Annotated in this window: 23 protein-coding genes and 8 pseudogenes; 12 read left to right on the forward strand and 19 right to left on the reverse strand. The window is 67.7% G+C overall.

Annotated elements, in window-relative coordinates; translation table 11 throughout:
- Window positions 1-66: 66 nt before the first annotated feature.
- Window positions 67-396 (forward strand): YceI family protein, encoded by a 330-nt coding sequence (locus tag HNR57_RS34990; RefSeq protein WP_313675642.1) that lies wholly within the window; start codon window positions 67-69, stop codon window positions 394-396.
- A 26-nt stretch (window positions 397-422) separates the two neighbouring features.
- On the opposite strand, the gene HNR57_RS34995 is transcribed toward HNR57_RS34990, so the two are convergent.
- Window positions 423-1285 (reverse strand): IS5 family transposase gene (locus HNR57_RS34995; protein ID WP_184566676.1). Its coding sequence is split into 2 segments (ribosomal slippage): window positions 423-926 and window positions 929-1285, totalling 861 coding nucleotides; the frame shifts between segments, so codons are not numbered across the junction.
- 153 nt (window positions 1286-1438) lie between these two features.
- Window positions 1439-1843, reverse strand: coding sequence for a type II toxin-antitoxin system PemK/MazF family toxin (locus HNR57_RS35000; RefSeq protein WP_184566678.1), 405 nt, complete (start codon window positions 1841-1843; stop codon window positions 1439-1441).
- Window positions 1844-2009: 166 nt separating this feature from the next.
- On the opposite strand from HNR57_RS35000, the pseudogene HNR57_RS35005 reads away from it, so the two are divergent.
- Window positions 2010-2390: pseudogene (locus tag HNR57_RS35005) on the forward strand (IS701 family transposase); the annotation flags it as partial.
- Window positions 2391-3647: 1257 nt separating this feature from the next.
- Here the strand turns inward: HNR57_RS35005 and HNR57_RS35010 are convergent.
- Window positions 3648-4592 carry a virginiamycin B lyase family protein gene (locus HNR57_RS35010; protein WP_184566680.1) on the reverse strand — a complete coding sequence of 315 codons (945 nt, stop codon included), beginning with the start codon at window positions 4590-4592 and terminating at the stop codon, window positions 3648-3650.
- Between the two features lie 327 nt (window positions 4593-4919).
- Between HNR57_RS35010 and HNR57_RS39240 the strand changes: the two genes are divergently transcribed.
- Window positions 4920-5162, forward strand: coding sequence for a DUF6207 family protein (locus HNR57_RS39240; protein ID WP_313675645.1), 243 nt, complete (start codon window positions 4920-4922; stop codon window positions 5160-5162).
- A gap of 29 nt (window positions 5163-5191) precedes the next feature.
- Here HNR57_RS39240 and HNR57_RS35015 read toward each other — a convergent pair whose 3' ends face one another.
- A complete protein-coding gene (locus HNR57_RS35015) occupies window positions 5192-6625 on the reverse strand; it encodes an FG-GAP-like repeat-containing protein (RefSeq protein ID WP_246555271.1) in 1434 nt (477 codons plus the stop codon).
- A gap of 259 nt (window positions 6626-6884) precedes the next feature.
- On the opposite strand from HNR57_RS35015, the gene HNR57_RS35020 reads away from it, so the two are divergent.
- Both HNR57_RS35020 and HNR57_RS40460 read left to right on the forward strand, forming a co-directional pair.
- Window positions 6885-7202, forward strand: a complete 318-nt coding sequence (locus HNR57_RS35020) for an excalibur calcium-binding domain-containing protein (protein WP_184566684.1) — start codon at window positions 6885-6887, stop codon at window positions 7200-7202.
- 112 nt (window positions 7203-7314) lie between these two features.
- Window positions 7315-7686 (forward strand): annotated as a pseudogene (locus HNR57_RS40460) (transposase); the annotation flags it as partial.
- 14 nt (window positions 7687-7700) lie between these two features.
- On the opposite strand, the gene HNR57_RS35030 reads toward HNR57_RS40460, so the two are convergent.
- A complete protein-coding gene (locus HNR57_RS35030; protein WP_246555272.1) occupies window positions 7701-7862 on the reverse strand; it encodes a hypothetical protein in 162 nt (53 codons plus the stop codon).
- Between the two features lie 88 nt (window positions 7863-7950).
- The gene (locus tag HNR57_RS35035) at window positions 7951-8637 is read right to left on the reverse strand and encodes a CPBP family intramembrane glutamic endopeptidase (RefSeq protein WP_246555273.1); all 687 of its coding nucleotides are present in this window, start codon (window positions 8635-8637) and stop codon (window positions 7951-7953) included.
- Between the two features lie 350 nt (window positions 8638-8987).
- On the opposite strand from HNR57_RS35035, the gene ku reads away from it, so the two are divergent.
- Window positions 8988-9893, forward strand: coding sequence for a non-homologous end joining protein Ku (gene ku, locus HNR57_RS35040; RefSeq protein ID WP_184566690.1), 906 nt, complete (start codon window positions 8988-8990; stop codon window positions 9891-9893).
- Window positions 9894-9901: 8 nt separating this feature from the next.
- Here ku and HNR57_RS35045 read toward each other — a convergent pair whose 3' ends face one another.
- From HNR57_RS35045 to HNR57_RS35055, 3 genes and pseudogenes are all read right to left on the reverse strand, one after another.
- A complete protein-coding gene (locus tag HNR57_RS35045; RefSeq protein WP_184566861.1) occupies window positions 9902-10813 on the reverse strand; it encodes a MerR family transcriptional regulator in 912 nt (303 codons plus the stop codon).
- A gap of 147 nt (window positions 10814-10960) precedes the next feature.
- Window positions 10961-11857: pseudogene (locus HNR57_RS35050) on the reverse strand (IS5 family transposase); the annotation flags it as partial.
- 86 nt (window positions 11858-11943) lie between these two features.
- Window positions 11944-12324 carry a winged helix-turn-helix transcriptional regulator gene (locus HNR57_RS35055; RefSeq protein ID WP_184566692.1) on the reverse strand — a complete coding sequence of 127 codons (381 nt, stop codon included), beginning with the start codon at window positions 12322-12324 and terminating at the stop codon, window positions 11944-11946.
- 142 nt (window positions 12325-12466) lie between these two features.
- Between HNR57_RS35055 and HNR57_RS35060 the strand changes: the two genes are divergently transcribed.
- Window positions 12467-12874: a RidA family protein gene (locus HNR57_RS35060; protein WP_184566694.1), complete on the forward strand. Its 408-nt coding sequence runs from the start codon at window positions 12467-12469 to the stop codon at window positions 12872-12874.
- Window positions 12875-12948: 74 nt separating this feature from the next.
- Here the strand turns inward: HNR57_RS35060 and HNR57_RS35065 are convergent.
- From HNR57_RS35065 to HNR57_RS40045, 4 genes and pseudogenes are all read right to left on the reverse strand, one after another.
- Window positions 12949-14214, reverse strand: a pseudogene (locus HNR57_RS35065) (IS701 family transposase).
- 431 nt (window positions 14215-14645) lie between these two features.
- Window positions 14646-15578, reverse strand: a complete 933-nt coding sequence (locus tag HNR57_RS35070) for an anti-sigma factor RsbA family regulatory protein (protein ID WP_184566695.1) — start codon at window positions 15576-15578, stop codon at window positions 14646-14648.
- Window positions 15578-15868, reverse strand: a complete 291-nt coding sequence (locus tag HNR57_RS35075; protein WP_313675699.1) for an STAS domain-containing protein — start codon at window positions 15866-15868, stop codon at window positions 15578-15580. The genes HNR57_RS35070 and HNR57_RS35075 overlap by 1 nt, the downstream gene beginning before the upstream one ends.
- A gap of 470 nt (window positions 15869-16338) precedes the next feature.
- Window positions 16339-16929, reverse strand: a complete 591-nt coding sequence (locus HNR57_RS40045; RefSeq protein ID WP_246555275.1) for a hypothetical protein — start codon at window positions 16927-16929, stop codon at window positions 16339-16341.
- Window positions 16930-17040: 111 nt separating this feature from the next.
- Here HNR57_RS40045 and HNR57_RS35085 point away from each other — a divergent pair, with 111 nt between their 5' ends.
- A complete protein-coding gene (locus HNR57_RS35085; RefSeq protein ID WP_184566697.1) occupies window positions 17041-17577 on the forward strand; it encodes a dihydrofolate reductase family protein in 537 nt (178 codons plus the stop codon).
- Between the two features lie 419 nt (window positions 17578-17996).
- Here the strand turns inward: HNR57_RS35085 and HNR57_RS35090 are convergent, their stop codons facing one another.
- Window positions 17997-19016, reverse strand: a complete 1020-nt coding sequence (locus HNR57_RS35090) for a rod shape-determining protein (RefSeq protein ID WP_184566699.1) — start codon at window positions 19014-19016, stop codon at window positions 17997-17999.
- Between the two features lie 1233 nt (window positions 19017-20249).
- Here HNR57_RS35090 and HNR57_RS35095 point away from each other — a divergent pair.
- From HNR57_RS35095 to HNR57_RS35100, 3 genes and pseudogenes are all read left to right on the forward strand, one after another.
- On the forward strand, window positions 20250-20648 hold the full coding sequence (locus HNR57_RS35095; protein WP_184566701.1) for a gas vesicle structural protein GvpA: 399 nt from the start codon (window positions 20250-20252) through the stop codon (window positions 20646-20648).
- A 2-nt stretch (window positions 20649-20650) separates the two neighbouring features.
- Window positions 20651-20824: pseudogene (locus tag HNR57_RS40050) on the forward strand (GvpL/GvpF family gas vesicle protein); the annotation flags it as partial.
- A gap of 1302 nt (window positions 20825-22126) precedes the next feature.
- Window positions 22127-22530: pseudogene (locus HNR57_RS35100) on the forward strand (lamin tail domain-containing protein).
- Between the two features lie 144 nt (window positions 22531-22674).
- Here HNR57_RS35100 and HNR57_RS35105 read toward each other — a convergent pair.
- From HNR57_RS35105 to HNR57_RS35115, 3 genes and pseudogenes are all read right to left on the reverse strand, one after another.
- Window positions 22675-23330: pseudogene (locus HNR57_RS35105) on the reverse strand (HNH endonuclease family protein); the annotation flags it as partial.
- A gap of 89 nt (window positions 23331-23419) precedes the next feature.
- Window positions 23420-23967: pseudogene (locus tag HNR57_RS40055) on the reverse strand (DUF6328 family protein).
- 152 nt (window positions 23968-24119) lie between these two features.
- On the reverse strand, window positions 24120-24446 hold the full coding sequence (locus HNR57_RS35115; RefSeq protein ID WP_313675655.1) for an STAS domain-containing protein: 327 nt from the start codon (window positions 24444-24446) through the stop codon (window positions 24120-24122).
- A 230-nt stretch (window positions 24447-24676) separates the two neighbouring features.
- Between HNR57_RS35115 and HNR57_RS35120 the strand changes: the two genes are divergently transcribed.
- Complete coding sequence (locus HNR57_RS35120) at window positions 24677-24916, forward strand: YozE family protein (protein ID WP_184566703.1); 240 nt, start codon at window positions 24677-24679, stop codon at window positions 24914-24916.
- Window positions 24917-25480: 564 nt separating this feature from the next.
- Here the strand turns inward: HNR57_RS35120 and HNR57_RS35125 are convergent.
- Window positions 25481-25759: a hypothetical protein gene (locus tag HNR57_RS35125; protein WP_184566704.1), complete on the reverse strand. Its 279-nt coding sequence runs from the start codon at window positions 25757-25759 to the stop codon at window positions 25481-25483.
- 45 nt (window positions 25760-25804) lie between these two features.
- Window positions 25805-26212, reverse strand: a complete 408-nt coding sequence (locus HNR57_RS35130; protein ID WP_184566867.1) for an ATP-binding protein — start codon at window positions 26210-26212, stop codon at window positions 25805-25807.
- Window positions 26213-26266: the final 54 nt, after the last annotated feature.

Here is a 26266-nt window from a genome sequence, read left to right on the forward strand (position 1 = left end):
CGGAGTGCTGGCTTCGGGTCCCTCGAAAACGAGCGGCCGACCACGATTTTCCGGGATTCAAGGCGCGTGATTGGCAGCTTCGAGTCGGGCAATCAGGAGCGTGACGACCACGTCAGGTCCTGTGACTACCTGGACGTGGCTCGGCATCCCGAGATCGGCTTCCGGAGCCAGCGTGTGGAACGATCCGACGCTGATGCCACTTTGTACGGCGAGTTGACTGTCTGCGGGGTGTCTCGGCCGATCGCCGTCACACTCGGCACGGTTACCCACGAGGGCAAGCGGATGACGGCGAGCGGCACTACCACGATCGACCGGTACGCCTTCGGCATCACCAAGGCCAAGGGCATGACGGGTCGGCATCTCAAGATCACTTTGGAAGTCGTCGCGCACTGCTGAACCGATCGTGGTGCTAGGGTCCGTCTTCAAACGGATCTTGCCCAGAGCAGGAACGATGCGAGGGTGACCGCTGCTTCATAGGAAGTGGCGGTCTTCTCGGAGCTGGTAGCGATGCCTCGGAAGCCCTCGATCCGATTGAAGCAGCGCTCGATCGTGTTGCGCCGTCGGTAGGTCTCCCGGTCAAACCCTGGCGGTCGGCCGCCGTGGCCACCGCGCCTCAGCCGGTGCCGCCGCTGGTCAGTCTTCTCGGGGATGGTGTGCGCAATGCCGCGTTGTCGCAGGTAGGCACGGAAGCCTCGGGAGCTGTAAGCCTTGTCTGCGATGACCCGGTCGGGCCTGCAGCGCGGCCGGCCCGTGCCGGTGCGCGGAACCCGGATCCCTTCCAGCAGAGGACGTGCACAGACACTGTCGTGGCGTTGGCCGGGCGTCACCAGGATCGCGAGCGGGCGGCCCTTGCCGTCGCAGGCAAGGTGGATCTTGGTGGTTAGTCCGCCTCGGGATCGGCCGAGAGAGTGATCGTCCGGTTCGTCTAGCCGGTGCCGCCCCCTTTTCGCCCCGTGGCGGCGGCGTGCTGGTGAGCGCGGACGACGGTGGAGTCGATCTGGACCAGCCAGTCCATGTCGCCGGCCGCGTCGGCGTGAGCCTGGATCTGCTGCAGGGCTTGGGTGAACACCCCGTCCAGGGCATAGCGGCGGAAGCGGGTGTACACGGTCTTCCACGGCCCGTAGCGTTCCGGCAGGTCACGCCAGGAGATCCCGGTGCGGATCTTGTAGACCATCCCGTTGATGACCTGCCGGTCCTCCACGCGAGGCCGCCTTGTCGCGGCCCGGGGTATCAGCGGAGCGAGTAACTCCCACTCCTGGTCGGTGAGTTCATGACGACGTACCACAACACCATGATCTACCACCCGGATAATCTTTGAAGACGGACCCTAGTACTCCAGCCGTAGATCGTGATCTCGATGGTGAGGGGCGCCGAGGCCAGCGTGGATCATCTCGCCCGAGATCGCCCACGCCGTCACGGGCGTCGGCTCCTTCTTCGTCTACCCGAGTTCACCGAGACGGAGGGCGTCCCGTATCTCGCTGAGCTTCGCGGTCGTTGCCGGGGTACGCTCGTGCGCTTGTTCAGCGAGTCGGAGGGCGTCGTCAATCTCGCTGAGCTTCAGGGAGGACAGGACGGCCTCCCGCTCTATCAGGTCGTCCCGGGACACAGTGGTCAGCCACGTGCACGGGGTGAAGCCTGGACGCGGGAACGCGAGCCGCAGCACGCCTTCGAACGGCAGTCCTTCACCGGCGCCCACCATCACTTCGATGCCCAGACCGCTGATGTCGACGCCCGCCGAAGCAACGACCTGCATCACCCGGATCCCGGACGTGTCCTCTCCCGACAGCAGTACGACCAACCTCCGCTCGTCGAACTGAACCCACCAGACTTCGCCACGTTGCACAAGTCCTCCAAATACAGGACGGCAGGCAGACGCTGCGCGACCCTGACGCGCTGTGGAGACGGACGCGGCCACCGTTGATCATCGGTGTGTGAAGACAAACGATCATGCGGTGGCCGCAGGTCACAGCGTAGACCCTGCCCGCTGGCAGGAAGCGTTCGAGGGCCTGATGAGCCGGATAGCGGGACGGTTCACGCGGGTGGAATCCCGGCGCCGGGCCCGGAAGTTGGTACTCGGCCTGCTGTCCGACCTGCCGCGCAAGAACTGCTGGACCATCGCCGAGTGGGCCGGGGACAAAACCCCGGACGGCATGCAGCACCTGCTCGGGCGGGCCACGTGGGACGCCGACCAGGTCCGCGACGACGTGCGCGCCTACGTGGTCGAGCATTTGCACGACGACGAGGCAGTCCTGGTTGTCGACGAGACCGGCGACGTGAAGAAGGGCACCGACACTGCCGGTGCTCAGCGGCAGTACACCGGCACCGCGGGCAGGATCGAGAACGCCCAGGTCGCCGTCTATCTGGTCTACGCCGGCCGCCGCGGGCACGCCGCGGGCTTGACCTGCTCGAGTTCGGGATTGGCGGCAGCTTCAGGCGTCTTCACGACGAGTACCTCGCGGTACGCCTCGGCGGTCGCGGTCAGCTGCAGATCCACCCCGTCCAACACGTCGGCGTAGGTTGCTGTTGCGTCCTTAAGGGTCGGCTCAGGCAGCGCATCAGTCCAACCAAGGGTGATCGACCGGCCGTCCTTGCCCATCCGCAGCATGTCAGAGCCGGAACCACCCCCGGAGAACGACAGATCGACCACAGCGCCCTTGGGGGCGATCCGGCCGTCAGGCCGACGCTCCAGAACGGGATCGACCTGCCCCCAACTGCCATCCTCCCGGTGGACGCGCTGCGGTGTTGAGGACTGGGTGAGCAGGAACGTTCCGTCCGGGTTGGCGTGCGTCGTGGAGTGTTCCGTACGGTCCGCCGTTACTTCCACGGGCTCGCCGGAGGACTTCGCCTGCGCCAGCGCGGTCGTCGGCGCCGGGTGTACGTGGAGGTCGCCGCGAACCTGGCCTGGCTGGTCAGCAAGGTCGCTGACGGTCGCCGATCGGCCCATGCATCGAGTCGTGCCGGAAGAGCTAGCGCGGAGCGTGGAAGGTCTCCGATGCGGACGGCTTGCGTCTCTTCGTGGTTGTTCATCTCCGGCCCCGGAGACGCGAGGCGGGGGCGCCGGTGCCTTCGGCGCGGCGGGCACCCTTGGGGACGGGCGCCTTCTGCCGCGGTTGCTGAACGGCCTTGCGCGCGCTGCTCCGGGAATCGTTGGTACCCAGGGACGGGCCGCCACCGGTGGTGCGGACGTGGCCGTACGGCGACCGCCCCGCTCTTGAGGTCTTCTCGGCCGGGAAGTGTGCTTGACGAAAATTGACCGTCGCCAGCGTGGACTGCACCTGCACCTGCACGGCCGCCACCATCGTGCCGCCGATGAGACTCTCGAAGTTCAGCGAGGACAGTTCGGTACCCGGATCGCGCGACCCGGAGCGCTACGCCTGCCCGGCGTCCGCGGGTGCACGGGAGGCTACGGCCTTCCGGCAAGCGCAAATGGGGGGAACGATGACTGGCCAAGTGGCGATCCGCCGGTTTCGCCAACGCCCTGGAGGCGATCACCGGCTTCATCGAGGCGTACGGAGCGCACAAGGCGCTGCGCGGGTACGGGTGAAGCGCGCGGCATGCCGCTCTCGTGCGCCGCACCGCCTCGCCCGGGCGCCCGCGCGGCCATATGAGGCACAGCATGTCGCTGCGAACAGGCGGCTCGAGCCCTGTCAGTTCTGTCCGTACCCCAGGCTGTCCGGGGCAGGGGGGAAGGCCAGACCGGTCGGTGTGCTGAGGCCCGTGAAGCCGAGTGTCACCTGTCCTCCTCCTGTCTCGCGGACGCGCACCACGCGGTTGTTGAACCCGTCGGCCACGTACAGGTGGCCGTTGCCGTCAAGGGCGAGTCCGAGCGGGGAGTTCAGTCCGGTGACGGGAACGGTGCTCTGCCGGCCGCTTGTGGTGGCGACCTTCACCACGCGGTTGTTGCCGCTGTCGGCGACGTACAGGTCGCCGCCGGTGCCGAGTGCCAGCCCGGTCGGCTGGGAGAGGCCCGTCGTGGGCACGGTCTGCTGGCCGCCGCTGTCCACCGCGACCCTGACGACCCGGTCGTTGACGAAGTCGGAGACGTACAGATGCCCGTCGGGTGCCCAGGCCAGCCCCCAGGGGTGCAGCAGTCCCTCCGTGGCCAGCACCGTCCGGCCCCCGCCGTCGGCGGCCACCCTCACGATCCGGTCGTTGAAGCTGTCGGCGATGTACAGGTTCCCGGCCGGGTCGACCGCGAGCCCCAGCGGGCGCGACAGATCGCCCGCCGGTACGACCGACTGCTCCCCGCCGTCCGGAGGCAGGACGACGACCCGGTTGTTGCCGGTGTCGGAGACGTAGAGCCGGCCGGCGGCGTCCCAGGCCATGCCGGTCGGACGCACCAGGCCGTCGAGGGGGACGGTGACCTGTTCACCGCTGTGCGCGGACAGGGTCAGCACCCGGTTGCCGCCGTAGTCGGAGACGTACGGTGCCGGGCCGACGGGCGTGCGGGCGTCACCGGCCCGGACGGCGTCCGTCGCCCCGGCGGGCAGCGCGCAGAGCAGGACCAGTCCCAGCGCGGCGGCCAGCCGCCGGGACCACCTCCGGGCCGGCCCGCGGCCGCTCGTCGCCGATCCGGCCGTCATCCGTTCCATGACTCACCCGCCTGTGTGCTCCGACGGTCGGCCCCGTGCCGTACCCCCGCCGACCCTAGGAAGCGCCGCGCGCCGGTGCGGGAGCCACGCCACCGGGCCGTTCGCCCGCCACTCCAATGCCCCCGGAGCGCGTCGCCCGGGGGGAGGCGCCACGCCGTAGCCCGGCTGGACGCTCCGGCCGGAGGACCTGGCGTGCTCTCGCCGTAGCCGACCGAGCGCATCGACCGGTCCGGCAGGTGCAGCAGGCATCAACCCGGCATCCGGCGGGAAGAAACGGACTTCGCCTACTTCGCCACCTGACTCGACCACCCCGCCACGGCAGTCTCGGTGCTGGAACACGCTCACTCCCGCACCACGTCCCCCGGCCGCCCGCGCGCTCCTGCACCTGCGAAGTTCTCCCGCCCGAGCGCCTCCACCCAACCGGGTACGCGGGCCCGGGAGTGTGCTGACGTAGCGCACGCCCGGGCGCGATGCGCCATCGCGCCGGCAGACTGTACGAACTGGGAGCCGGACGAACCCGGAGTACGCCTCCGGTTCTGCCTGGACGTGCACCGGGCCGCCACCCCGTAGCCCGCCGCGGGTACGGGCCAGCTTTTGGCTCAGCTGCCCAGGGTCGTGCCGAACGCCGGGGCGCCCGAGGTGGAGACGCCGGTGGCGGACGGGCCGAACACCGAACCGTTCGTCAGGCTCTTGAAGGACCAGACCGCGCCGTCGCTCCCGTTCTCGCCCGGGCCCGCGACCGTGAGGTCCGCCTTGCCGTCCTTGACCGTGTCGGCGAGCAGGACGCGGCCGCCGAAGCGGTCGTTGTGCTCCGAGGTGCCGGGGACGCCTGACGTGGACTGGGAGAGGGTGAGCGCGCCGGTCGCCGAAAATCCGGTCTTGCTGCCGTAGAGGATCGTCACCGTGCCGGTGTCCTCGGAGGCACCGAAGGACTCGTACGTCGCCCCGACCGCGAGGTCCGCGTGTCCGTCGCCGTTGATGTCGCCGAGCGAGACACCTCCGCCGAAGCCGTCGCCGGACTCCGGGGCGCCGGGGACGCCCGTCGTGGCCTGGGTGTACGAGGCGGTTTTGCGGTTCTCGGTGAACTGGGCCTCCGCAGCTCCGTAGACGAGGGTGACCTTGCCGCCGAGTGCGCCCGAGGGATCGGCCGCGCTCTCCCGGTGGTTGCCGGTCACGATGTCGGCGTAACCGTCCTTGTTGACGTCGGCGACCGAGGAGACGTAGCCGCCCGGGAGGTACTCCAGCCAGTCGGTGAAGTTGGTGATCCGGCCGTCGGCCCAGGCCGTGATCGCGTCGTCAGTGCCCTTGGCGCGGCCGTGGACGATGAGACTGTCGAAGCCGGCGCCCAACACGTCGCCCGAGGACAGGTACTCGACGCCGTACGTGTCGTTGAAGGGCCGCGACCCGTAGCCCATGCCCGCGGTTGTGGAACCGCTCATGTGCTCGCCGGACCGGGCGAACGGACCCTTCATGATCGTGATGTTGGAGTTCCCTGTGGCGCCCACCGCGATGTCGTCGTCTCCGTCGCCGTCGAAGTCCCCGGCGGTCAGTGCCTGTCCGTAGTGATCGCGGTCGTTGGAGATCACGTTCTCGAGGGTCGAGGCACCGGACAGCCCCGCCGTGCCGCCCCAGAGGATGACGACTGTGCCGTCGTCGGGGTCGGGATTGATCTCGTAGCCGATGTCCTCGCTCGGGGCGCCGACGACCAGGTCCGCGTAGCCGTCGCGGTCCAGGTCCGCCGACGTGACCGCCTTGCCGAAGGCGTCCGAGGTCTCCGCGCTGCCGGGGACACCGGTCGAGTTCTGGGTGATGGTCTGGTACTTCGTCGTCCTCAGGCCGGTGGACGAGCCGTAGACCACGGACACCGCCCCCGCCTTCGTCTTGCCGCCGACCGTGGCACCCGGCGCGCCGATCGCGAGGTCGCGGTACCCGTCGCCGTTGAAGTCATACGGAGCCGCTGGGGTCGCCGCGTGGGCGGCGGGCACCGCCAAGGCGAGCGGAGTCAGGCCTGAGGCGAGGAGGCAAGTGGCCATCAGGAACGGGCGTGTACGCAAGACGTCTCCAAGAGGGAGGGCCCGCGCCGAGTGGGACGCGGGCCCAACTGCCGTAAGGGTGTGCGAGCAGGAGACCACTGAAGGGGCGGGAGGGTTGTACGGGCGTTCCGGTGAACTTTGGGGGTGCGCCGAACAGGTTCAAGCCGACTGAGAAGACGCCTGTGACGCCGAAGACGCCGGCAGCTATGGCGGCCGTGACAGCCGCCCGACAACGCCCGGTCATCAGCGGGCCGCTCCAATGCAGCAAGAGGTCGCCTCCTCGCAACGGAAGCAGAGCCGTGCCAGCCGTTCGTCTTCGTCCAGCTCGACGCCCGGGCGCAGACCGCAGGTGCTCTGTCAGGCACGCCCGGACCTTCCAGACGAGCCTCCCGCTGGTGTCAGCGATGCTGTTCGGACCTGTCGCGGCCCGTCTGGTCGGCCCCACGATCCCCACCGACTTGACCGAGACGGTGACGGCATCGGCTGCGAGGAGTGGAACACCAGGACGAGACACCGTGGGAGAGCCTCGTCGGCCGCCTGGTGGAGGTGGTGCTGGTGGACGTGGTGCTGGAAGTGAGGGCCTGGGCCGCTCGCGCGGCGGGTTCACCAGCAAGCTCAACCTGAGCGCGGACGGCCGCTGCCGCCCGTTGTCCCTGATCGTCACTCCGGGCCAATGAGCGGACTGCACCCAGTTCAGGCCGGTTCTGGAGAAGATCCGCGTTCCCGGACCTGGCCCGGGCCGGCCACGCCAGAAGCCGGAAAGTCTCGCGGCCGACAAGGCATACAGCAACGGTCCGTGCCGTGAGTACCTGCGGCGTCAGAGCATCCGTCACACGATTCCCGAAAAGACCGACAGCCAGGCGGCCCGGCTCCGTAAGGGCTCACGCGGAGGACGGCCACCGGGCTTCGCCGGAGAGCGGTACAAGAAGCGCCACACCGTCGAACGGGCGATCAATCGCTTGAAGCAGTCCCGCGCCGTGGTCACTCGCTGCGACAAGCGCGGCTACGTCTTCCTCGGCACCGCCACCGCCGCAGCCGTAGTCATCTGGCTACGGACCTGACGATCGGACACAGCTCAGCCACCGTCTTCGGCGGGTCGCTGGTGCCCACACGGCACCACGCCGCCGTTCTTGTCGAAGACCTCGGCGTCATGACCTGCGTTCACCCACACCGTGATGCCCTGGTCGTGCACGACCACGTTGAACGGCGACTGCTCCGGCTCCGTCTCGGTCACCACCGTGAACTCCTCACCAGGACGCATCCAGCAGCAGAGCCGCCGACGATCTCTGGGCTCGTGGTTGCGAACGTGATCCAGCACTGCGGCTTCAGTACTCGCCCCTCGATCGAGGTACTGCCCAGGCCAGCACATAGCCGAAGCCGTTGACGGCCCAGTGCAACGCGGCGGGCGCCAGTAGGCTTCCGGACCGGCGCCGCAGCTCGCACAGGACGACCCCTGCTGCGGTCGTGGCGACAACGGCGGCCGCGACCGGCAGCACGCTGCCTGCCGGTCCCGTGCCGAGGACCGCTGCGGCCGCGTTGGCCCGGCTCAGCCCGCGGGAGGGAAGCACATGCCAGAGCCCGAACAGCAACGACGACACAGCCGTGGCCCACGCAGTACCGCGCCGACGCCGCACCATGGCCCACAAGACACCTCGGAAGGCGACCTCCTCCAGCAGCACAGTGCCGACCGGCACCCGGATCAGCACCCGCCACAGCAGCTGCCCAGGGGTCAGGCCCGCGGCGCGCTCGTCCTCGAACGCCTCCCTGGTGGCCGGCAGAGCAAGCCCGACCAAAAAGACGGCAAGAACCGCGCCTACCAGGACCGATGCCCACCACAGCCCTCGGTGCAAGGCAACCGTGTCGAGCCCGAGATCGGCGCGGGTGAGACCGTCCCACCGGGCGATCAGCAGCAGCGCGGCAGCCGCGACCACGCAGGTGGGTAGGTAGGCGCCGGGCGCGAACAAATTGTTGAGCAGGTTCGCGCCCACCAGGACGGCGAGGACACAGAACATTCGCATGGTGCCACCAGCATCCCTCGATCCACACGACGAGCCGGGATGACGGGGCGAGCGGGCTACGGCTCAGGAGTCTTCCAGGCCAGGCGCTCGCGCCGAAGGTGCGCCCGGGACGAGGCCTACTTTCAGCCCACCAGCGACCGTGCACACACTGGCTCACACCTCCGGACAGCCTCCCCACTACACCCGCAGGCGCTGCTTCGCACCGGCGGGGATTCGTCGTCCTGGTGCTCAACCTCGTGCCCGCGACGGGAGGCCGGGCGGGATAGGCAGGCGCCCCTGCACATGCGCGGCTGTGGTTGCCCTCATAGCCTGGTGTTGCTCGGGGCTAGTCACGGAGGTTTGTCATGCCCCGGAACATTTGGAGCGGCGCGATCAGCTTCGGCCTGGTCACCGTGCCTATCTCCGTGGCCAGCGCTACCGAGGACCACTCGATCCGCTTCCACCAGTACCACCTGGAGGACATGGGCCGGGTGCGGGTGCGCAAGTACTGCGAGATCGAGGACCGCGAGGTCGACCAGGGTGAGATCGGCAAGGGCTACCAGCTGACCAAGGAGCAGGTCATCCCGATCAGCGACGAGGAGTTGCGGGACCTGCCACTGCCGACGGCCAAGGCGATCGAGATCGTCGCATTCGTGCCGCTGGACTCCGTCGACCCCTTGAAGATCGGCGAGGGCTACTACCTGGCGCCGAGCGGGCAGGTCGCCGCGAAGCCCTACAAGCTGCTGCGCATGGCGCTGGACCGCAGCAGCAAAGTGGCTGTGGCGAAATACGCCTGGTCCGGCCGCGAGCGCCTCGGTCTGCTGAGGGTCCGCGAAGACGCCATCGTTTTGCACGCAATGCGCTGGCCTGACGAGGTCAGGTCGCCGGAGGAACTGCTGCCGCCGCCGGTCGAGCTCAGCGACGAGGAGATCGACGGCGCGCTCGCACTCATGGACAGCATGACCCGCGAGGACCTTGAAGGTGAGGAGTTCCAGGACACCTACACCGAGGCCCTCGAGCAGATCATCGAGGCCAAGCGGGAGCACCGTGAGCCGCCGAAGACGGAGGAGCCAGCGTCGAAGCCAGGGCAGGTCGTTGACCTCATGGCCGCCCTGACCGAGTCCGTGGAAAAGGCGCGAGCCTCACGCGGCGAGGACGCCGACGTGCACGAGCTGCCGAAGAAGAAGGCAGCGAAGAAGCAGCCGGCCAGGAAGACCACCGCGAAGAAGACCACGAAGAAGACGTCCGGGCGCCGGCCGCGCAGCGCCTAGGCCGTGTTTTAGGTAGCGGGTGACTCTTGGCCGGATAGTTCTTCGGCCAGTTCCATACAGCGCAGGCGGGCTGGGGAGAAGTCGTAGGGCATCTTGCCGGTGGCTTCGAACACGCTCATGGAGTCAGCCTCCCGCCTGCCAGAGCCGAGGTCAGCCTCGCCCTCGCCGTCATCGGCTGTGGCAGGGTGCACAGTGTCCCAGGCGTCGAAGAGGGCATCGTCGTCCTTCCCCAGGCCGGACTCCTCGATGACGGCCTGCAGGGCGCTTTCGAAGGCGTGCCGCTCGACGGCCACTTGAGCCACCCGTGGATCATCGACGGCGACACTGTCATCGAGGGCCTCCTCGGCGTCATCGATGCGGTCGGAATCCTCCCGCAGAGCGGGATGCGTGGCCAGGACGACGAAGCGGCTGGCCTGGACGGCCGCGCCGAGCGGGCCGAAGATCCGCTCAGTGACCAGCAGACTGTCCAGGTCCGCCTGACGCAGGGAGCCCTCGGGCAGGCTCTTGAGGCGTTCGGTGACGACGTCGGAGAGCAGGCCCATCCGGCTGCCTTCGGTGCGCATCCGCTGCACGGCGGTCCGTTGCCGCCGCAATTCCGCCTCCTGCACGGCGAGGGTTTCCTCCAACCGCTCCAGGATGCCCGCGATACCTTCTCCGCTGTCCGCACCGGCGGAAGCCGTGCCGGTGGTAAAGGCGTCACGGATGTCGTCCAGGGCGATCCCGGCATCGGCCATCTTGCGAATCCACAGCAAGCGGATCATGTCCTCGTACCCGTAGCGGCGGCGGTCATCGCCACCCCGCTCAGGCTCGGGGAGCAGCCCGATCTCGTGGTAATGGCGAATCGCCCGCGGCGTGCTGCCGGCGAAGGCCGCCGCGTCACCGATCTTGACCTGACGGGGTGGCGTGAAAGACGAATGCACGAGCAGGGACCTTTCCTCAAGGGACTGGGACGTAAGTCCACCGGACCACATGCCGCTACGGAAGGTGCAACCCCATACACACCGCTCCGCCCAATGCCAAGAAATGCGCCCTTCCTCCGTAACGACCACAGGGCCGTCCTTTCCTGCTGTGGCATCCGCACGACGGCAGGCTGAGGGTTCACACCACTGATCAATCGCCGCGACCTGAACCGTCGCCTCGAACCGAACCGCATGTTTATCGAACCGGGTCGCCACGGCCCGGTGCTGCTTGAGACGGCTGATCCCGCATTCGACCGCGTGCCGGGCCTTGTAGTCCTCGCGGTCGAAGAAGGGCGGACGGCCGCCGCCACGTCCGCGGCGCATGCGGTTGCGGACCTGATCGACCGGCTCAGGAATCGTGTACCTGATGCCACGTCTGCGCAGGTAGGCGCGATTCGCGCGTGAAGAGTACGCCCTATCGCCTCGCACCCGCAGCGGGCGGCTTCTCGGCCGACCGACACCAGGCCGGGGCACCCGATCGCTTCAGGACCGGCTCGAACTGCGGACTGTCACCGCGCTGCCCGGCGGTGTTCAGTAGCGACAACGGCTTCTGTCCCTGCTCACACGCCAGATGAATCTTCGTGGTGAACCCGCCTCGCGACCTGCCCAGTCCATGGTCTTCAGGTTCGGCGCTCACTCCGCCTGACGGTTCCTTCTGCACAGCACCGCGCCGGCGGGCACCGGCAGCATGCTGGTGTGTCCGGCAGATGGTGGAGTCGACATTGACCTCCCAGAAGATCAGCCCGGCCGTATCAGCCCTCGCCTGCTAACAACGTCAGCAGCCGGGCCCCACACCCCGACGCTGCCATCTCCGGAACAGTCCATACACTGTCTGCCACGGTCCGTACTCGAACGGCAGGTCCCGCCACGGAACTCCGGTCCGAACCCGCCACCGCACACCGTCTATCAGCCGCGACAACCAGGCCCCCTGCGACTCATGCCGACCGCAGGCAGCAACGACTCCAGCACCGACCACTGCTCATCAGAAAGATCCCCTCGCCCCACATCTTGATCATCAGCATGCAAAGCGTGTACAGGAAGCCGAACCCAAAACACGGCCTAGTACTCCAGCTGTAGAGCGTGATCAGCCGTCAGGCGTCGAAGCGGTGGCGGGCGGCCTCGATGTGCCCGAAGTAGCGGTGCGTCCAGTCGCACATTCCGTCGACGGTTGCGCGTAGACCCTGGCCCGGCTCGGTGAGGGTGTATTCGACACTCGGCGGGACGGTGGGGTGCACGTTTCTCTCGACCAGGCCGTTGCGCTCCAGCATGCGCAGGTTCTGGGTGAGCATCTTGTGGCTGATGCCCTCGATCTCGTTGCGCAGTTCGCTGAAGCGCAGGGTGCGTTCACCGAGAGTCTCGATGATCAGGAACGCCCACTTGTTGGCAACGTCGGAGAAGATCTCTCGCGCCAATGAGTCCGCGCGCCTGAGGTCTGCTTCCTCGGATGGGCCCTTGATCTGCTTGGTCACCATCGGGTTCCCCAGTCACTGGAAAGTGCGTTCTTCCATGTCAGCGTCCACTCTCCTACGGTTCCTGAGTAACCACAAGAGACCGAAGGCGCCCTTATTGCGTGGACACGAGCCCACAGGCGCTCAGGACAAGGAGGCAGGCAGCATGGCCATGAACCTGATAAACCCGAGTGGATTGCCCAAGATCGATGTCTACCGGCAGGTGTCGATCGCAACGGGGTCGAAGCTGGTCTTCATCGCCGGCCAGGTCGCCTGGGATGCCGAGGGGATCACGGTCGGCGAAGGCGACCTCACGGCGCAGGTCGAGCAGTGCTACCTCAATATCGGCACCGCTCTGGCCGAGGCTGGCGGCTCCTTCGACGACGTGGCGAAACTGACCTTCTACGTCGTCGACTGGACCCCCGACAAGATGCCCCCACTCCTGGAGGGCATCTCCCGGGCGTCCGCGAAGCTGGGCATCACCCCGGTCCCGCCGGCCACGCTGCTGGGTGTTGCGGCCCTGGACGTCCCCGACCATCTGGTCGAGATCGAAGCCACCGCGATCCTCGACTGAACGGATGCCCTTCGCCCACAGAGCACGGAAGTGCCAACGAGTGTACTCAGTGGCCAACCAGCCTGCTCAGCACATCAGGTCTGATGCGCGGCTTGCCGATGATAATGGCCGACTCGGGACCACGCGGGGCCTGATGGCGTCGCCGCAAGTCGGACCAACTCAGCCAGTGGGCGTCGTCGTGCACGGGTCGCACGACCAGGGCGACGAACACGCGCTGGATCTCATTGCAGCTGAGCGGGATCAGCTCCTCCGGAGCGGGGTGCCGGGCGTGCTCATCAGCACGGACGGCAGCGAGGAAGGCGTGGGCGAGCATGGCGAGGGTGACCCAGGGGGTCCAGGAGACGAAGCGGCGGACTTGGTGCTCGTCGAGCCCGGCGAGCACCTCCTCGGCCTGGAAGGTCTCCTCCACCCGCCACCTCGAACCCGCGACTCGCACCAGCGTCGTCAGGGGCACCGGGCCGGGCGAGAAACAACGGTAGAAGGCGAGTTCACCGGCGGTGCGGTTGCGGCGGATCAGCAGTTGGCTGCTGCCGGGGTGCGGATCGGTGAGATCGATGACTGCCCAGTCGTAGAAGCGGTGACCCTTGGCTCCGGCCCCAGCGGACAGCCGTTGCCAGGCCCGTTCGGGGAGCCGCTTGACCAGACTGTCTGCCCGGAACTTGCCTGCAACGGTGGGGACTTCGGCCGAACAGGCGATGGCCAGCACATAGCTCGTACCGCGTGCTTCCAGAGCCGCCCGTAGCTTCGGGTTCCCGCCGTAGACCTCGTCCCCGGTAATCCAGGCGGCGCGATGCCCGGCGTCCAGGAACCGCTCGATCATCAGCCGGGCGAGATCCGGCTTGGTCGCGAAGGCGGTCTGTTCGGGAAGGCCCGCAGCCTGGCAGCGATCCGGATCGTTTGCCCATGAGCGCGGGTGTACAACTCCCGGTCGATCGCTGCGTGTCCACGCCGACCGGCATAGACAAGGTAGACCGCCACCTGGAGTTCTCGATTCTCCCGGCAGTGTCGGTGTACTGGCGCTGAACGCCGACAGTATGGGCGCCCTTCTTCACATCCCCGGTCTCGTCAACCACCAGCACGACCTGCTCGTCGTTGAGATGGTCCACGACGTAGTCGCGGACATCGTCGCGTACCGCGTCGGCGTCCCAGACGGCCCGGCACAGCAGGTGCTGCATCTCGTGTGGGGACTTCTCCCCGGCCCATTCGGCGATCGTCCAGCAGTTCTTGCGCGGCAGGTCCGACAACAGCCCGAGCGTCAACCGCCGCACTCGGCACCGGGGTTCGACCAGCGCGAACCGACCTGCGATCCGCCCATGAGCACCTCGAACCCTTCCTGCCACCGAGCGGGATCTATGCTGTGACCTGCGGCCACCGTCTCATCGTCAGTCCACACAACTCACGATGATCAACGGTGGCCGTACCTGTCCCCGCACCGCCCTAACCAGCAAGATCACGATCTACAGCTGGAGTACTAGTGGTGGAAGTCGGCGTCGACGTCGCCCGCGACGCCTCCGGCCGATGGCGACACCCCGCGCGCTGGCACCGCGCCCGCCCCGACCTCTCCCCCGCCCACGTCCCCCGCCTGACGTCGCCGCCACACTGAGAGGGGCTGGGGATCTCACCCCCGTGGCCGCGTGTCCTGCTTGCGGCATGGCTTCCCCGCTCCTCGCTGGCCGGCCCCCGGCGCCGCCTGGAGTCCTAAATCGTTGCGGCGTGAAAGCAGAAGCGGGGCGGGCGGCCACCCGCACAGGAGGGCCGCCCACGCGCGCTGTCACAAGCTGAGGTAGAAGCGCACGGTCGTGCCGTCGTCGCCGGTGTGCACGCGCACCAGGTCGGCCACGTAGTGGACCAGCATCAGGCCCCGGCCGCCCAGTTGGCCGTGCTCCGGCGGGCGGCGGCCGGCCAGCGGATCGGTCAGCCGGCCCGCATCGCGGACCTCACACACCAACTGCCCCTGCTCGGCCCAGATGGCGAGTGTCCCGCGGCCTCCGCCGTGGACCACGCTGTTGGTCGTCAGCTCCGCGACCGCCAGCTCCACATCCATCAGCCGCTCCCCGGCCAGGCCCAGCCGCATCGCCTGAGCGACAGCGAAATGGCGGACCGCCGGAAGGTCCTCACCACCGTAGGAAAAGGCCGCCGCATCCGGCACCGTCGGCAGCTCCTGGTTGTAGCGGGAGACGACCGCCTGCCAGTTGTAGACGTCGCTGACCGACTCACGTCCATCGCCGCTGATGAGGGTCGGGTGGGTAACCCGCGCATCGGCGATCACCTGCGGATCCAGCCGCACCTCGTCGTAGGGGCACAGGATCGTCACCGCCCGGCCCTCGAACGCGGCGTTGATCAGCGCCTCGTGCTGCGCGCACGCCGGGTACTCCACCGCGCTGCGCCCGGCCCAGATCGGCTCGCCGATGATCCGTACACGCCCCTTCGGATGGGCGTCGGCGAATCCGCGCAGCACCTTGGGAATGATCCGCCCCGGGTTGCGGCCGGCCTCGGTCATGTCCAGGAACAGGATGCCCTTGGCGTCCCCGCCCAGACCTGCCTTGATCAGCTCCAGGTTGGGGCCGGGCACCGCCACGGCCATCGGCTCGCCGTTGGTCAGGCCCTCGCGCAGGAAGGCCACCGTCTGCTGCGTGTACTCCTGCTCGGTGCGGTAGAAAAGGGCAGGGTGCACGAACGCCTCGTGGGTGGTCACCGTGCTCATCACAGAGCCACCTCGATCCGGTCCAGGCCCGGCCAGAACATCTCCAGAACCCGCGGCAGCTGCGGCGGGGGATTCTCGACCACAACCCTCCCGTCGGGCAGGTTCATGGCGGTGACCGCCAGCGCGGTCACCCCGGCCACGTCGACGAACGCCACATCCGACAGCTCCACGTACGACACGCTCGCGTGCTGCCGGGCCAGCTCAGACAGGGCCTGCTCCCAAGACGGGCGGGTGAGGGCGCTGATCTCACCGCGGGCACGTATCCCGGAACGACCGGGCAACGGGCTCACCTCCAACGCGGCCCTCCCGGGCACCGCCGGGGCGGGCCCGCCCACCACATGTGGGGCATCCACGCTCGGACTCCTTCACATCAAGCCGCCTGCCGACCGACCCGGCACAGGCAGAGGCAGAGGAAAAGCTCCTCCCGGCGGGTCAGTGTATCCAGGCGGCAGACACGCCTGGTTTGTAAGCAGGTGGTGACGCTCCCAGTGGGGTTGGGATGCAAGCCCCCGCGGCTGTCCCCCGGAAAGCTACTACCGGGGGACTCACGCGTAGTGACGCCTCGGAATCCGATGGATGCTGACAGCGGAACCGGGGCAGGCGTGTGAGAGTGCCTCTGTCCGCTGATGTCCGACCCAGGCCTGATGATGGGACGCGACGTGCAGTCTCTCGCGCAGGCGGCCCCGCATGACACCGACGCGTGTTCTGCCCTCCAAGGCCTGCAGCCCCCTGTCTGACGGGTCCATGAGACGTCGGTCGATCAGGACGGCGGGCGCAGCCACGTCCCGTGCTCTTCCCAGTGCCGGCCGACCTCTGGGGGACGAACCCTGACCCAGTGCACCGGGTCCTCAGCAAAGCTCTCGGTACAGCCGGCATCGGATGCTCCGGTTGGCATCCTGCTGAAGTCCGCGGCCGGGATCGTCTCGAGCCGCCACGTGACCTCGCGCAGAGGAAGCAGCCGTCGCAGAGCGGGAGCGCGCTGAGGACGCTGGCGCACGCACGATGGCCATCGCGGCCTCGTCCGGACCGGGGAGGCCGCGTGCGGCGCTGCTGTCGGCGGGCGGGTGCAGAACTCCACCATGGTCGTGAAGCGGTGCAGGTAGTCATGGACGCGGGGCGGGTGGTAGCCCAGCTCGCTCCAGCGATGTCCGCTCGCCGCGAGTGCTGTGGCATGCAGCACGAAGTCCTTCGCGCGGGCGCGTTCCCGCTCCGTCACACCCCAGTCGAACTTCGCTAGGCCGAACCCGACGGCACCGCGCCCCATGACGTTGTGGTCCTGCAGGGTCAGCAGCGCCGCGAAGCGGAAGTCCCAGTCCTCGGAGGCGAGATCGGACACGGCCAGCATCAGCACGTCGACGCGGTGGCGCCATTGGACAGGTCCAGGTCGTGACTACCGCCGGAGAAGATGTTGCTCACCGACCTATGATGCGATCCCGGCCCTCCACCTGCTTGGAGAAGACGCATGACGGATGCGAGCACCGGCAAAGTGGTCGTGAACAGGGCGATGTCCCTCGATGGGTTCATCGCCGGTCCGGGCCACACGATGGACTGGATCTTCGAGCACATGACGTCGGCGACGTTCCCGGAGGTCATGGCGGCCACGGGCGCCATGCTCATCGGCCGGGGCACGTACGAGGTCGGCAAGCGCATGTCCGACGAGAACACCCACTACGACGGCGGGGCGCAGTTCGTCCTCACCCACCGCCCGCCCGACGAGCAGGACCCCAACGTCACCTTCCTCACCTGCGACATCGAGGAAGCCGTGGCCACGGCACGCCGAACCGCCGGCGACAAGAACCTGGAGATCCTCGGCGCCGACGTGGCCGCCCAGTGCCTGCAGCGCGGCCTCGTCGACGAGATCCTGGTGTACGTGCTGCCGGTGCTGCTCGGCAACGGCGTCCGCTTCGCGCCGCCGGGCCTCGACCGGATCGACCTAGAACCGTTCAGCAACGTCCAGTCGGGCGGGGTCACCATGCTGCGCTTCCACGTGCGCAGGTAGGCACGGTCGCAATCGCCGAGCGGTTCCGCCCGGCGCCGCCAGGCCCTCACCTTGCACTGCGGCGAACAGAACACCGCGTCCGAACGGCGATCGACACCGGCCACCGACCGAGCCCGCACTCCGGACACTCTGCCTCGCCGGCGCCGTGCTGAGCCGCCGCCAGAAGCCTGCGGAGCCGACGCTTCGCCCGCCACTGCCTGGCACGACAGGCCGACGAACAGAGGTCCGCCCGGGGCCGTGCATCCGGCCTCAGCCGTTCCCCACAACCCCGACAGATCCTCTCCCCGGCCCGCCCGGCGTCCTCGGACACCACGCCAGCGTAGGACTCCAGGCTACTGAGAACCGGGGCTTCAAAACACGCACTACGCGATGTACCCCAGTGGGAGATCATCCCCTGTAACGGAATCAGAAGAGTTACCTCATCTACGCGGCTGGGCGTCCAGCACCTGCTGGAGCGCCTCGAACTCCTCGACGCACTTGCCGGAGCCCAGTGCCACGCTGTCCAGCGGGTCCTCGGCGATGTGGACCGGCATGCCCGTCTCGCGGCGCAGCCGCTCGTCCAGGCCTCGCAGCAGCGCTCCGCCGCCGGTCAGAACGATTCCTCGGTCCATGATGTCGCCGGACAGCTCTGGCGGACATTTGTCCAGGGTCGTCTTGACGGCGTGGACGATGACGTTGACCGGCTCCTCGATCGCCTTGCGGACTTCGGCGGCGGAGATGACGACAGTCTTCGGTTGCCCGGAGACCAGATCCTGGCCGCGCATTTCGGTGTGCTCGTCGGTGTTGAGGTCGTAGGCCGAACCGATCGCGATCTTGACCTGTTCGGCCGTGCGCTCACCCAGCAGCAGCGAGTACTCCTTCTTGACGTGCTGGATGATCGCACTATCCAGTTCGTCGCCCGCCACGCGGATGGACTGGGCGATGACGATGCCGCCGAAGGAGATGACCGCCACGTCCGTGGTCCCGCCGCCGACGTCGACCACCATGTTGCCCGTGGCCTCGTGGACCGGCAGGCCCGAGCCGATGGCCGCGGCCATCGGCTCCTCGATGATGTGCACCCGCCGGGCGCCGGCCTGGGACGACGCCTCGATGACGGCGCGGCGCTCGACACCGGTGATGCCCGAGGGCACACAGACGACGACCCGCGGACGAGCCAGATACCGCCGCTTGTGGATCTTCAGGATGAAGTAGCGGAGCATCCGCTCGGTGATCTCGAAGTCGGCGATCACGCCGTCCTTCAGCGGACGCACGGCAACGATGTTGCCGGGTGTACGCCCGATCATCTTCTTCGCTTCGGCGCCGACCGCGAGGATGCCACCGGTGTTGGTGTTGATCGCGACGACGGACGGCTCGTTGAGTACGATCCCGCGACCCCTGACGTACACCAGCGTGTTGGCGGTCCCGAGGTCGACAGCCATGTCACGGCCGATGAACGACATTGAGTTCCCCATCAGGACGCGTCGGCCTTCCCACGAGTTTTGCAGCGCCCTTCGGCCAGAGAGGCAGGTGCTGTTCTGAATCAGATGCTGTGCCGTGACGGCGAGCAGGTGGCTCTACAGTCCAGTGACGTGCCAGGTTGTGCTGGTGATGAGAGATTCCCTCGACTTCACTGCGTTCACCTCAACATCACCGGACCGTATCGGTGTGTCCGCCGCCGTGGGAGGCTGCCACGCCGCCTGCCCCAGTTGTCACCTCAGAGGCTGATCAGCCCGGGTCTGGGCGTGATCAGGCACTCTTCGGCAAGGCAAGGGCTTTGGGTATTCCTGGCTGCATCGCGGTGTGCGGGTCAGCTTCTCCTAAACCACGTCCGAGCGCACCAGCCATCCACCGGGCAGTGGATATGAACTCACGTAACTGAGACAGCGTCACCCACCCCGATCTCACCTACGACAGTGAAGTCATCCCAAAACAGCCCCCGACCAGCGACGCAACCCCACAATCAACTGCCTGTCACAACCACCGTCCCAAAACCGAGAGCCGACTCGACTGGGCGGCCGAGTAGCAAACGAATGCCCAGCGAAGGGCGGCGAGCGTGATCTCCGGCCGTACTGTTCGCGTGTCGCAGCCCGACCAGAGCGTGGCTGCCCTGTCTTTCGGATCCGGCGGGGGTGCCCGCTTGGGGCCCGAGGGGGCAGTCTCGAACGGCCCGGCACGCAGCCACGTGCTCTGATGTCTCTCACATGAGGTCAGGTACGTCGTCATCGAATGGAGAGCTCCCGTACCCAGCAATCATCACCTCGCGCGAGTAAAGGTCACCGCCTCTGGTGACGGTGCAGCGGCGCTCCCGCCCCTCCTCCGTCCAGATGACTGGCTCCCGGGGATCATGCCCGACTGCCTACAGCCATGATCGGCCGGACAAGTCCTGGCTGTTCCAGAGCGTGGGCGTACCGGTCGTGATCCACGCTGGCGGACGCACCTCGAGAGGTATTGACCAGCCGTGGCCGGGAGTGATCACCGTACGGCCAGACCTATGGCCGGCGCCACGGTCGCTCGTACGTTTGTTTGACCGTGATGATGGGGGCTACTCGCTGCGGGAAGCATGTCTCGCCGCTGGGAAGCCGATGGTGACCGGCGGGAGCGCACCCCTTGGGCTTCCGTGTCGGGAAGTGGGGTGCGGGCGTGAACAGGGCCCGCACAGGCGGGACCCCAGAGATGGCAAGGGGCTGGTCGTGATGACCGTGGCAACGCAGCAGGGCGGCGGCGGAGGCTCCAGTGGCCTCTACGACGTCCTGGAGCTCGTCCTGGACCGGGGGCTGGTGATCGACGCGTTCGTGCGGGTCTCCCTGGTCGGCATCGAAATACTCAAGATCGACGTACGAGTCGTGGTGGCAAGCGTCGACACCTATCTGCGCTTCGCCGAGGCGTGCAACCGCCTCGACCTGGAGGCGGGCCCGCGCAAGCCGGCCGGCCTGACCGAACTCACCGGAAAGCTCACCGAATCCGGCGCTCGCGGCAAGACCAAGGGAGCGCTGTCCGGTGCCGCCGAGACGATCTCCGACGCCTTCCAGCAGACCCGTGATGAGGGGCGCCAGAAGCAGGGCGCCCGTCCCGCGCGCCGCCGGGAAGAATAGCCATGAGCACCTACGTCTACGGGATCACCTACACCTCACACCCTTCTCTCCCCAAGGAAGTGGACGGCGTCGGTGATCCACCGCGCCCGGTGCGTGTCCTGCGCCAGGGCGAGCTGGCCGCAACGGTCTTCGGTTGCCCGGAGGGTGTCGCGGAAGAACCGCTTGGCAGACGCGATGCGACGCTCTTGAGGGTGAGGCCGGTCAGACCGCGGGAGATGGAATCACGGCGAGCAGGCTGACGCTGGCATGTTCCTCGCCCATGATGGCCAAGAAACGACGACCAACAAGGCTTCCGGAAGCCAGGCGGCGAGCAACACGGTCCCCGAGCCAATTTCCCCGGCGCGGCGCGGTAATACGTGGACGGGCGGTCGTTTTGCGCAGAGTAGGACAGCCTGGAAACGCTGAACGTCCCGTTGGTGGAACGCGAGCTGGTGAAGGAAGTCGGAGTCGACGTCGCCCACGACGTCTCTCGCCGGAGCCCCCGGCTTCTCCACACTTGGACCCGGTCCCATTGCAGCGGGACCGGGTCCAAGTGCCTCGCAAGCCAGGCTTGTCGCTGCCCTTGGCCAACGCCGGGGTCAGTGGTGGTCGTGGATCACTCGGAAACTGCCGACGAGCGCGAAAGGCACCACAGCCCCGTCGAAGACCGTCGTTCCCGGGATTGCGCTGCTAGAATTTCGAGGCCCGATTGTGGCAATCGCACCGCCGTTGTCGCAGGTAATCCCAGTGAAGAATTCGACAGTCTTGTCACTGTCGTTTCGGACATTGAAGCTGGTGGCGGGACTACTGATCACAGCCGTGCACACACCCGGCTCGGCTGCATACGTTCGCTCATTGACGTGGATCCGTCCCTCGTCGTTCCTGAAGCCGTTGTGCGTCTGGCCGTCCCCCCCGAAGGGAACCGAGGCGGCGGCCTCCTCCACAGACGGGGCTGAATGTGGGACGGAACTGGAAGCCGAAGCGTAGTTCACACCGGTTGCGGCCAGGGCCGCGATACCCACCGACGCTGCGATCGCGACAACGGTACGCCTACGCGTTCCGCCTCTCCTTCTTTCAGGCATTTCTGTTCCTTCGTCTCTTAGGGACGCCAGCAGAGCGGCCGACTATGAATGAACATACTTCCGCCCTTCTCTGTCGCCACTTCAGAAAGCGACCAAGGGGTGACGACAGGGGCTGATTGGGTATTAGAAAGCCCAAGGTTTGGTACATGACGGACCGTCAAATAGTTGGCCGTAAAGGAACCTTGGCCGGGGCATTGAGCCGCCCGGGGGGTGGACTGACACTCCCTCACACTACTGACGTCGTGTCGTGCATTGACATCACTCCGTACAACGGCTAAAGGGTCCTTGCGGCAGCGTTTCCCCGCTTCAACCCCGCCCCCAGCTGTCTCTTGTCGACGGGACCTACTACGCGGCCGCCTCGCGGCAACGTCAGACCCGCGAGGACGGTCTGTCGCGAGTGCACCCTCGTCCGACCCTATGGGCTCCCGCCAAGTCGCCGCTGACCACGCCCGCCCCGAGCGGCCCAAGGTGAGGATCTCCGACGTCAAGTACGACTCCCCCGGCCGGGACGACCGCTCCCTCAACCGTGAGTGGGTGGAAACCACCAACACCGCCGCCGCAGCGTCAACCTCGACGGCTGGACCCTCCAGGACGAGGACGGCCACACCTACACCTTCGACCACTACCGCCTCGAAGGCCGCACCGCCGTCGGCATCCACACCGGCCACGGCGCGACACCGACAGCGACCAGTACCAGGACCGCCGCCCCTACGTCTGGGACAACCGCTCCGACACCGCCACCCCTGCGCAACGACCACGGACGCTTCATCGACGACGAGCCCTGGGGCCACCACCGCCACAGCGGCCCCCACCACCACTGACCCAACACCGCGTGCGTGAACTGAACGCCTCACTCACGCCCCGATAGAACGTTGACGCGCCCGGCCTTCCCGGCCGGGCGCGTCTCGTCTACGCGGACCGCCCTGGCGCTGGCGAGCTGAACCACGCGGCGCGGGCCCCTGTACGGCCGGCTCGTATGTCACGGTCTGCTCCGGGCAGCCGACCGCCACCTCGCGCAGGGCCGCCACCTCGGCTTCGTCGGCCGCAAGACTCCAGCGGAGCTTGGTTGCGGCCCACTCGGCGACGTACCGGCAGTGCGCCTCGGCTGCAGGCGGCAGCCACTGGGCGGGATCCTGATCTGCCTTGGACCTGTTCGAGCGGGCGGTGATGGCGACCAGGCTGGTGGCCGCGCCCTGGGCGTAGGCGTACGCCTCGCGGCGCTGCGCCGTCCACCCGGACGCCCCGCTGTCCCAGCTTTCCGCGAGGGGAACCATGTGGTCGATGTCCAGGCCGGAGGCCGCCGTCACCCACGCCTGGTAGTACGACCACCAGCTCCCACCCGTCAGCCGGCAGTTGGTCCCCACCGTTGGAGGTTCGACGGCCTCGGAGATCAGGACCTCGGCACGCGTGTTGCAGCCGTCAGAGGGGTTGGCGCCGGCGTTCCAGTGACGGAAGGCGTACCGGTCCGGGACTCCGTCCCCAACGGCAGGCCGGCGACGGCTTCGGACAGGGGAAGCGTCTCCGCCGCATGGGCGGGCGCTGAGACGATGAGGGGCAAAGCAGTCAGGGAGGCGGCGGCCAGGCCGCGCAGCAAAAAGACCTCAACGAGCTGTGCCGGCATGTCAAGGAGCCTTGGCCACCTCGCAGACATACCTCATCCCTGCCGTCTCGCCCGACGGTTGTACCGCAGCGGTTCCAGGCAGCGTCGAGTTAGGCCTGGCGTGTCCTGGGTGTCTGGTGCTTGGTGGTGTAGTGGCGTCGTGCCCACAGTGGAGGGACCACCCACACAAGACTCAGGCAGACAACGATCGCCGCCGTCAGCCACAAACCGAGCGTGTCGTCGAAGGCGAGCCGCATCAGTAGGAGCAAGGTCAGGGATATGGTCACCATCAGCAACGCCAGCCCTGCTTTGAACAGGCGGGCGGCCAAGGTGACCGTCTGAGGTTTGATGCCGCGGCTGGTCACAAGCCGGTGAGAGGCCACCGGGCCGAGGAAGGCACCGACGCACGCTGCCCCCGTGCACACAGCACTGACATACAAGGCACGCTCAGTGTCAGCCAGGTGATCGAACACGGGCTGAAACACAGCGATGATCGAAACCCCGAGGATGATCTGGCGCCAGCCTGAGCGATGCGCAGTTCCTGCACCAGGTCATTCCACATCCGGTCTGCGCGTTCCTCGACAGTCTCGTCGCGTCCATGTCCCGCAGCAGGCACCTCGGGCTGTGCGCTGGTGGGGCCGTTGCCTTCCCGTGCCATGACTCACTCCCCAGCCGAGCAGTGCGGAGCCTGGCGGGTCCCCCATATCGGCGGCTGCTGGGCCTCTTCCTCAGGGGCTTGTGCTGCGGCTGTTAAACGATCTCGGTGTTCTCATCCTGCGCCGTCCGAGGTTAGGTGTGTGGCGTCCGGGCCTACTCCACGATCACAGCTGCCTTGTCCAGTCCGACACGCCGAAGAGTGCGCAGCACGGGACGGCGGCCGCCGCAGATGGAGGCTGTCCCGGAGTGTGCAGTAACAGCCCGCAGCAGCGCGTAGGCGCACGCCAGCTCGATCCGGGTCACACCGCGCATGTCCACCACCCAGTGATCGGCCCTCTGCAGGCGCAGATCATCGAACCACTCTTCCAGGTCGCACAGCACACGGGTGCTGAGGTGCCCGGTCAGGGTCACCTCGGCATGCCGGGCATCGACCGCAGTGATCACCATGCCCGGCTGCGCGGACTGAGGTTCAGCTGTCACAGCGGCCTCCCGCACAGCTCGGTGTGTCCTTCCAGTCTGCATCTGAGAAGTGAACTGGTCTGACCGTCGGGGGCCGAAGCTCGTCTTCTCCACGACCGCGAGGCGGAGGAGGATGGGGGCACGGACTGCGCACGGGCTGGTGCCGACCGATCATGGTTGAGCACGATGCACAACGGGCGTGCACGCGGTCCACAGCAATTCCCCATCGCGTGAATAGGAGCCTATGGGCGATGCAGGGTTTCCGAAGATGGCTGGCCCAGTACGAGCGAACCCGCACACCGCCAGGTGACCTCGCCCGTCTGGCAGCCGGCGACCCAGCCTGGCCCGACGGCCCGGATCGCCTCCAGACCTACACCGACTACATGGAACGAGCAGGCGCCTCCACTGCAGCGCTGCAGACCCTCCTCGACGCCTGGGTCCAGTACGCCGCGCACGACAAGACCGCCACGGCACACACACCCCGCTACTGACACCATCCTTTCAGCCGCCCGCAGGTGCGGTTGTGTGCGGGCGCGGCGGAAGCTGCGCAGCGGAGACGGCAGGCAGACCCCCGCAGTGCTTCAGGGAGCGCCACGGGGGCCGGGCTGTGCCGTCATGGTCCTGCCAGTGGGTTCGTCTCGGGCTACACCGGCCCGGGACCTGAGGCCTGCCCGCCCGGTGTCCCGGCGGGCGTGCCATTGCCTCACGGCCTCCGCAAGATGCTCTTGAAGGCGTGCCGGCATCGGCTCCTGCCGCGTGGCCGCGACGACGGGCGCAGCGGTGTCCGGCAAGGGCGTGGAGCACAGCGGAGGCGCCCGCAGCACGCGCAGGCGCGCAGCGCCGCAGGGGCCGCGCAGCGAGGGTGGGAGCGCGGCACCGGCCCACCCACCCCGGGCTGCGGGCCCGATATGCCGGCGGTGGAGTTCCTCTTCGTGAGGGTCTTTGGTTGGCCGGTGCCCTTGCCACCCGCATTGCGGATTAAGCCTCGGCCGCTCCCCTTGCATGCGAGTGGTCGATTACGTTCTTCGGGCCCAGCCGTCGGCGGGTGTTCAAGGTCAGGTGGCAGTCCCTGGCTGGCGGGCCGCCTTCTTCACATCCGCATCGACTTGGCGGATCTCTCTGCCCTGCTCGAAGGTGTATGCCTTGATCGCCTCCTGGAGGCCGCAGACGTCGTCGACCCAGGACTTCCAGGCGGTGCGCCAGGTAGTGCGCTGATACTCGGTCCACTCGTTCACGGGGCTTCGGCCGTAGTCGTCGAAGAGCTGCTGCACGCGGCAGTGCGCCTTGTCGGCGGTGCGCTGCAGCGTCACGAGGTCTTCGAAGGACGGGGCCATGTTCACGCTTGTACCTCACTGGCGCCAGGCGGAATCAGCTGGCTCCTATCTGCGCGCGGCGGTGTCGGACAGCGCGAGGCGGGCCGTGATGCGTTTGCCGACCGGCTCCTGCTCGATGAGCAGCGCTACGGTGGCGGCCTTGACGATCTCCAGGCCGTGCTGGCCGATCCGGCCGGGGTCGGCGGGCCGCGCCGCGGGAACTGTGGGCTCGCTGTCCCACACCACCACTTCCACGATCCGGGCGCTGATACGCAGTTCCATCAGCACCGGTCCGGGTGCGTACTTGCGGGCGTTGGTGACCAGTTCGCTGACGACGAGCTGGGTGAGGTCCCGGGCGCGGTCGGGCACGGTCAGGTGGTGCTCGCCGTGGGCCTGGTCGAGGAAGGCGATGGCGTGGTGACGGGCGTCGGCGATGCAGCTGTCGTCCCCGGCCAGGGCGTAGCCGGCGCGCATCACGTAGTTGTCCGGCGCCGTCCCAGCCTCACCGTCGGTGTCCACTCCCACCGG

This window comes from Streptomyces paradoxus, from assembly GCF_014202475.1.
GTDB classification, from domain to species: Bacteria; Actinomycetota; Actinomycetes; order Streptomycetales; family Streptomycetaceae; genus Streptomyces; species Streptomyces paradoxus.

Bases quoted from the DNA above. Each gene is read 5' to 3' on its own strand.
- HNR57_RS35010 (WP_184566680.1), bottom strand. From the start codon at position 4,592: ATGGAACGGATGACGGCCGGATCGGCGACGAGCGGCCGCGGGCCGGCC.
- HNR57_RS35015 (WP_246555271.1), bottom strand. From the start codon at position 6,625: ATGGCCACTTGCCTCCTCGCCTCAGGCCTGACTCCGCTCGCCTTGGCG.
- HNR57_RS35020 (WP_184566684.1), top strand. From the start codon at position 6,885: ATGCAGCAAGAGGTCGCCTCCTCGCAACGGAAGCAGAGCCGTGCCAGC.
- HNR57_RS35035 (WP_246555273.1), bottom strand. From the start codon at position 8,637: ATGTTCTGTGTCCTCGCCGTCCTGGTGGGCGCGAACCTGCTCAACAAT.
- ku (WP_184566690.1), top strand. From the start codon at position 8,988: ATGCCCCGGAACATTTGGAGCGGCGCGATCAGCTTCGGCCTGGTCACC.
- HNR57_RS35055 (WP_184566692.1), bottom strand. From the start codon at position 12,324: ATGGTGACCAAGCAGATCAAGGGCCCATCCGAGGAAGCAGACCTCAGG.
- HNR57_RS35060 (WP_184566694.1), top strand. From the start codon at position 12,467: ATGGCCATGAACCTGATAAACCCGAGTGGATTGCCCAAGATCGATGTC.
- HNR57_RS35070 (WP_184566695.1), bottom strand. From the start codon at position 15,578: ATGAGCACGGTGACCACCCACGAGGCGTTCGTGCACCCTGCCCTTTTC.
- HNR57_RS35085 (WP_184566697.1), top strand. From the start codon at position 17,041: ATGACGGATGCGAGCACCGGCAAAGTGGTCGTGAACAGGGCGATGTCC.
- HNR57_RS35090 (WP_184566699.1), bottom strand. From the start codon at position 19,016: ATGTCGTTCATCGGCCGTGACATGGCTGTCGACCTCGGGACCGCCAAC.
- HNR57_RS35095 (WP_184566701.1), top strand. From the start codon at position 20,250: ATGACCGTGGCAACGCAGCAGGGCGGCGGCGGAGGCTCCAGTGGCCTC.
- HNR57_RS35120 (WP_184566703.1), top strand. From the start codon at position 24,677: ATGCAGGGTTTCCGAAGATGGCTGGCCCAGTACGAGCGAACCCGCACA.
- HNR57_RS35125 (WP_184566704.1), bottom strand. From the start codon at position 25,759: ATGGCCCCGTCCTTCGAAGACCTCGTGACGCTGCAGCGCACCGCCGAC.
- HNR57_RS35130 (WP_184566867.1), bottom strand. From the start codon at position 26,212: ATGCGCGCCGGCTACGCCCTGGCCGGGGACGACAGCTGCATCGCCGAC.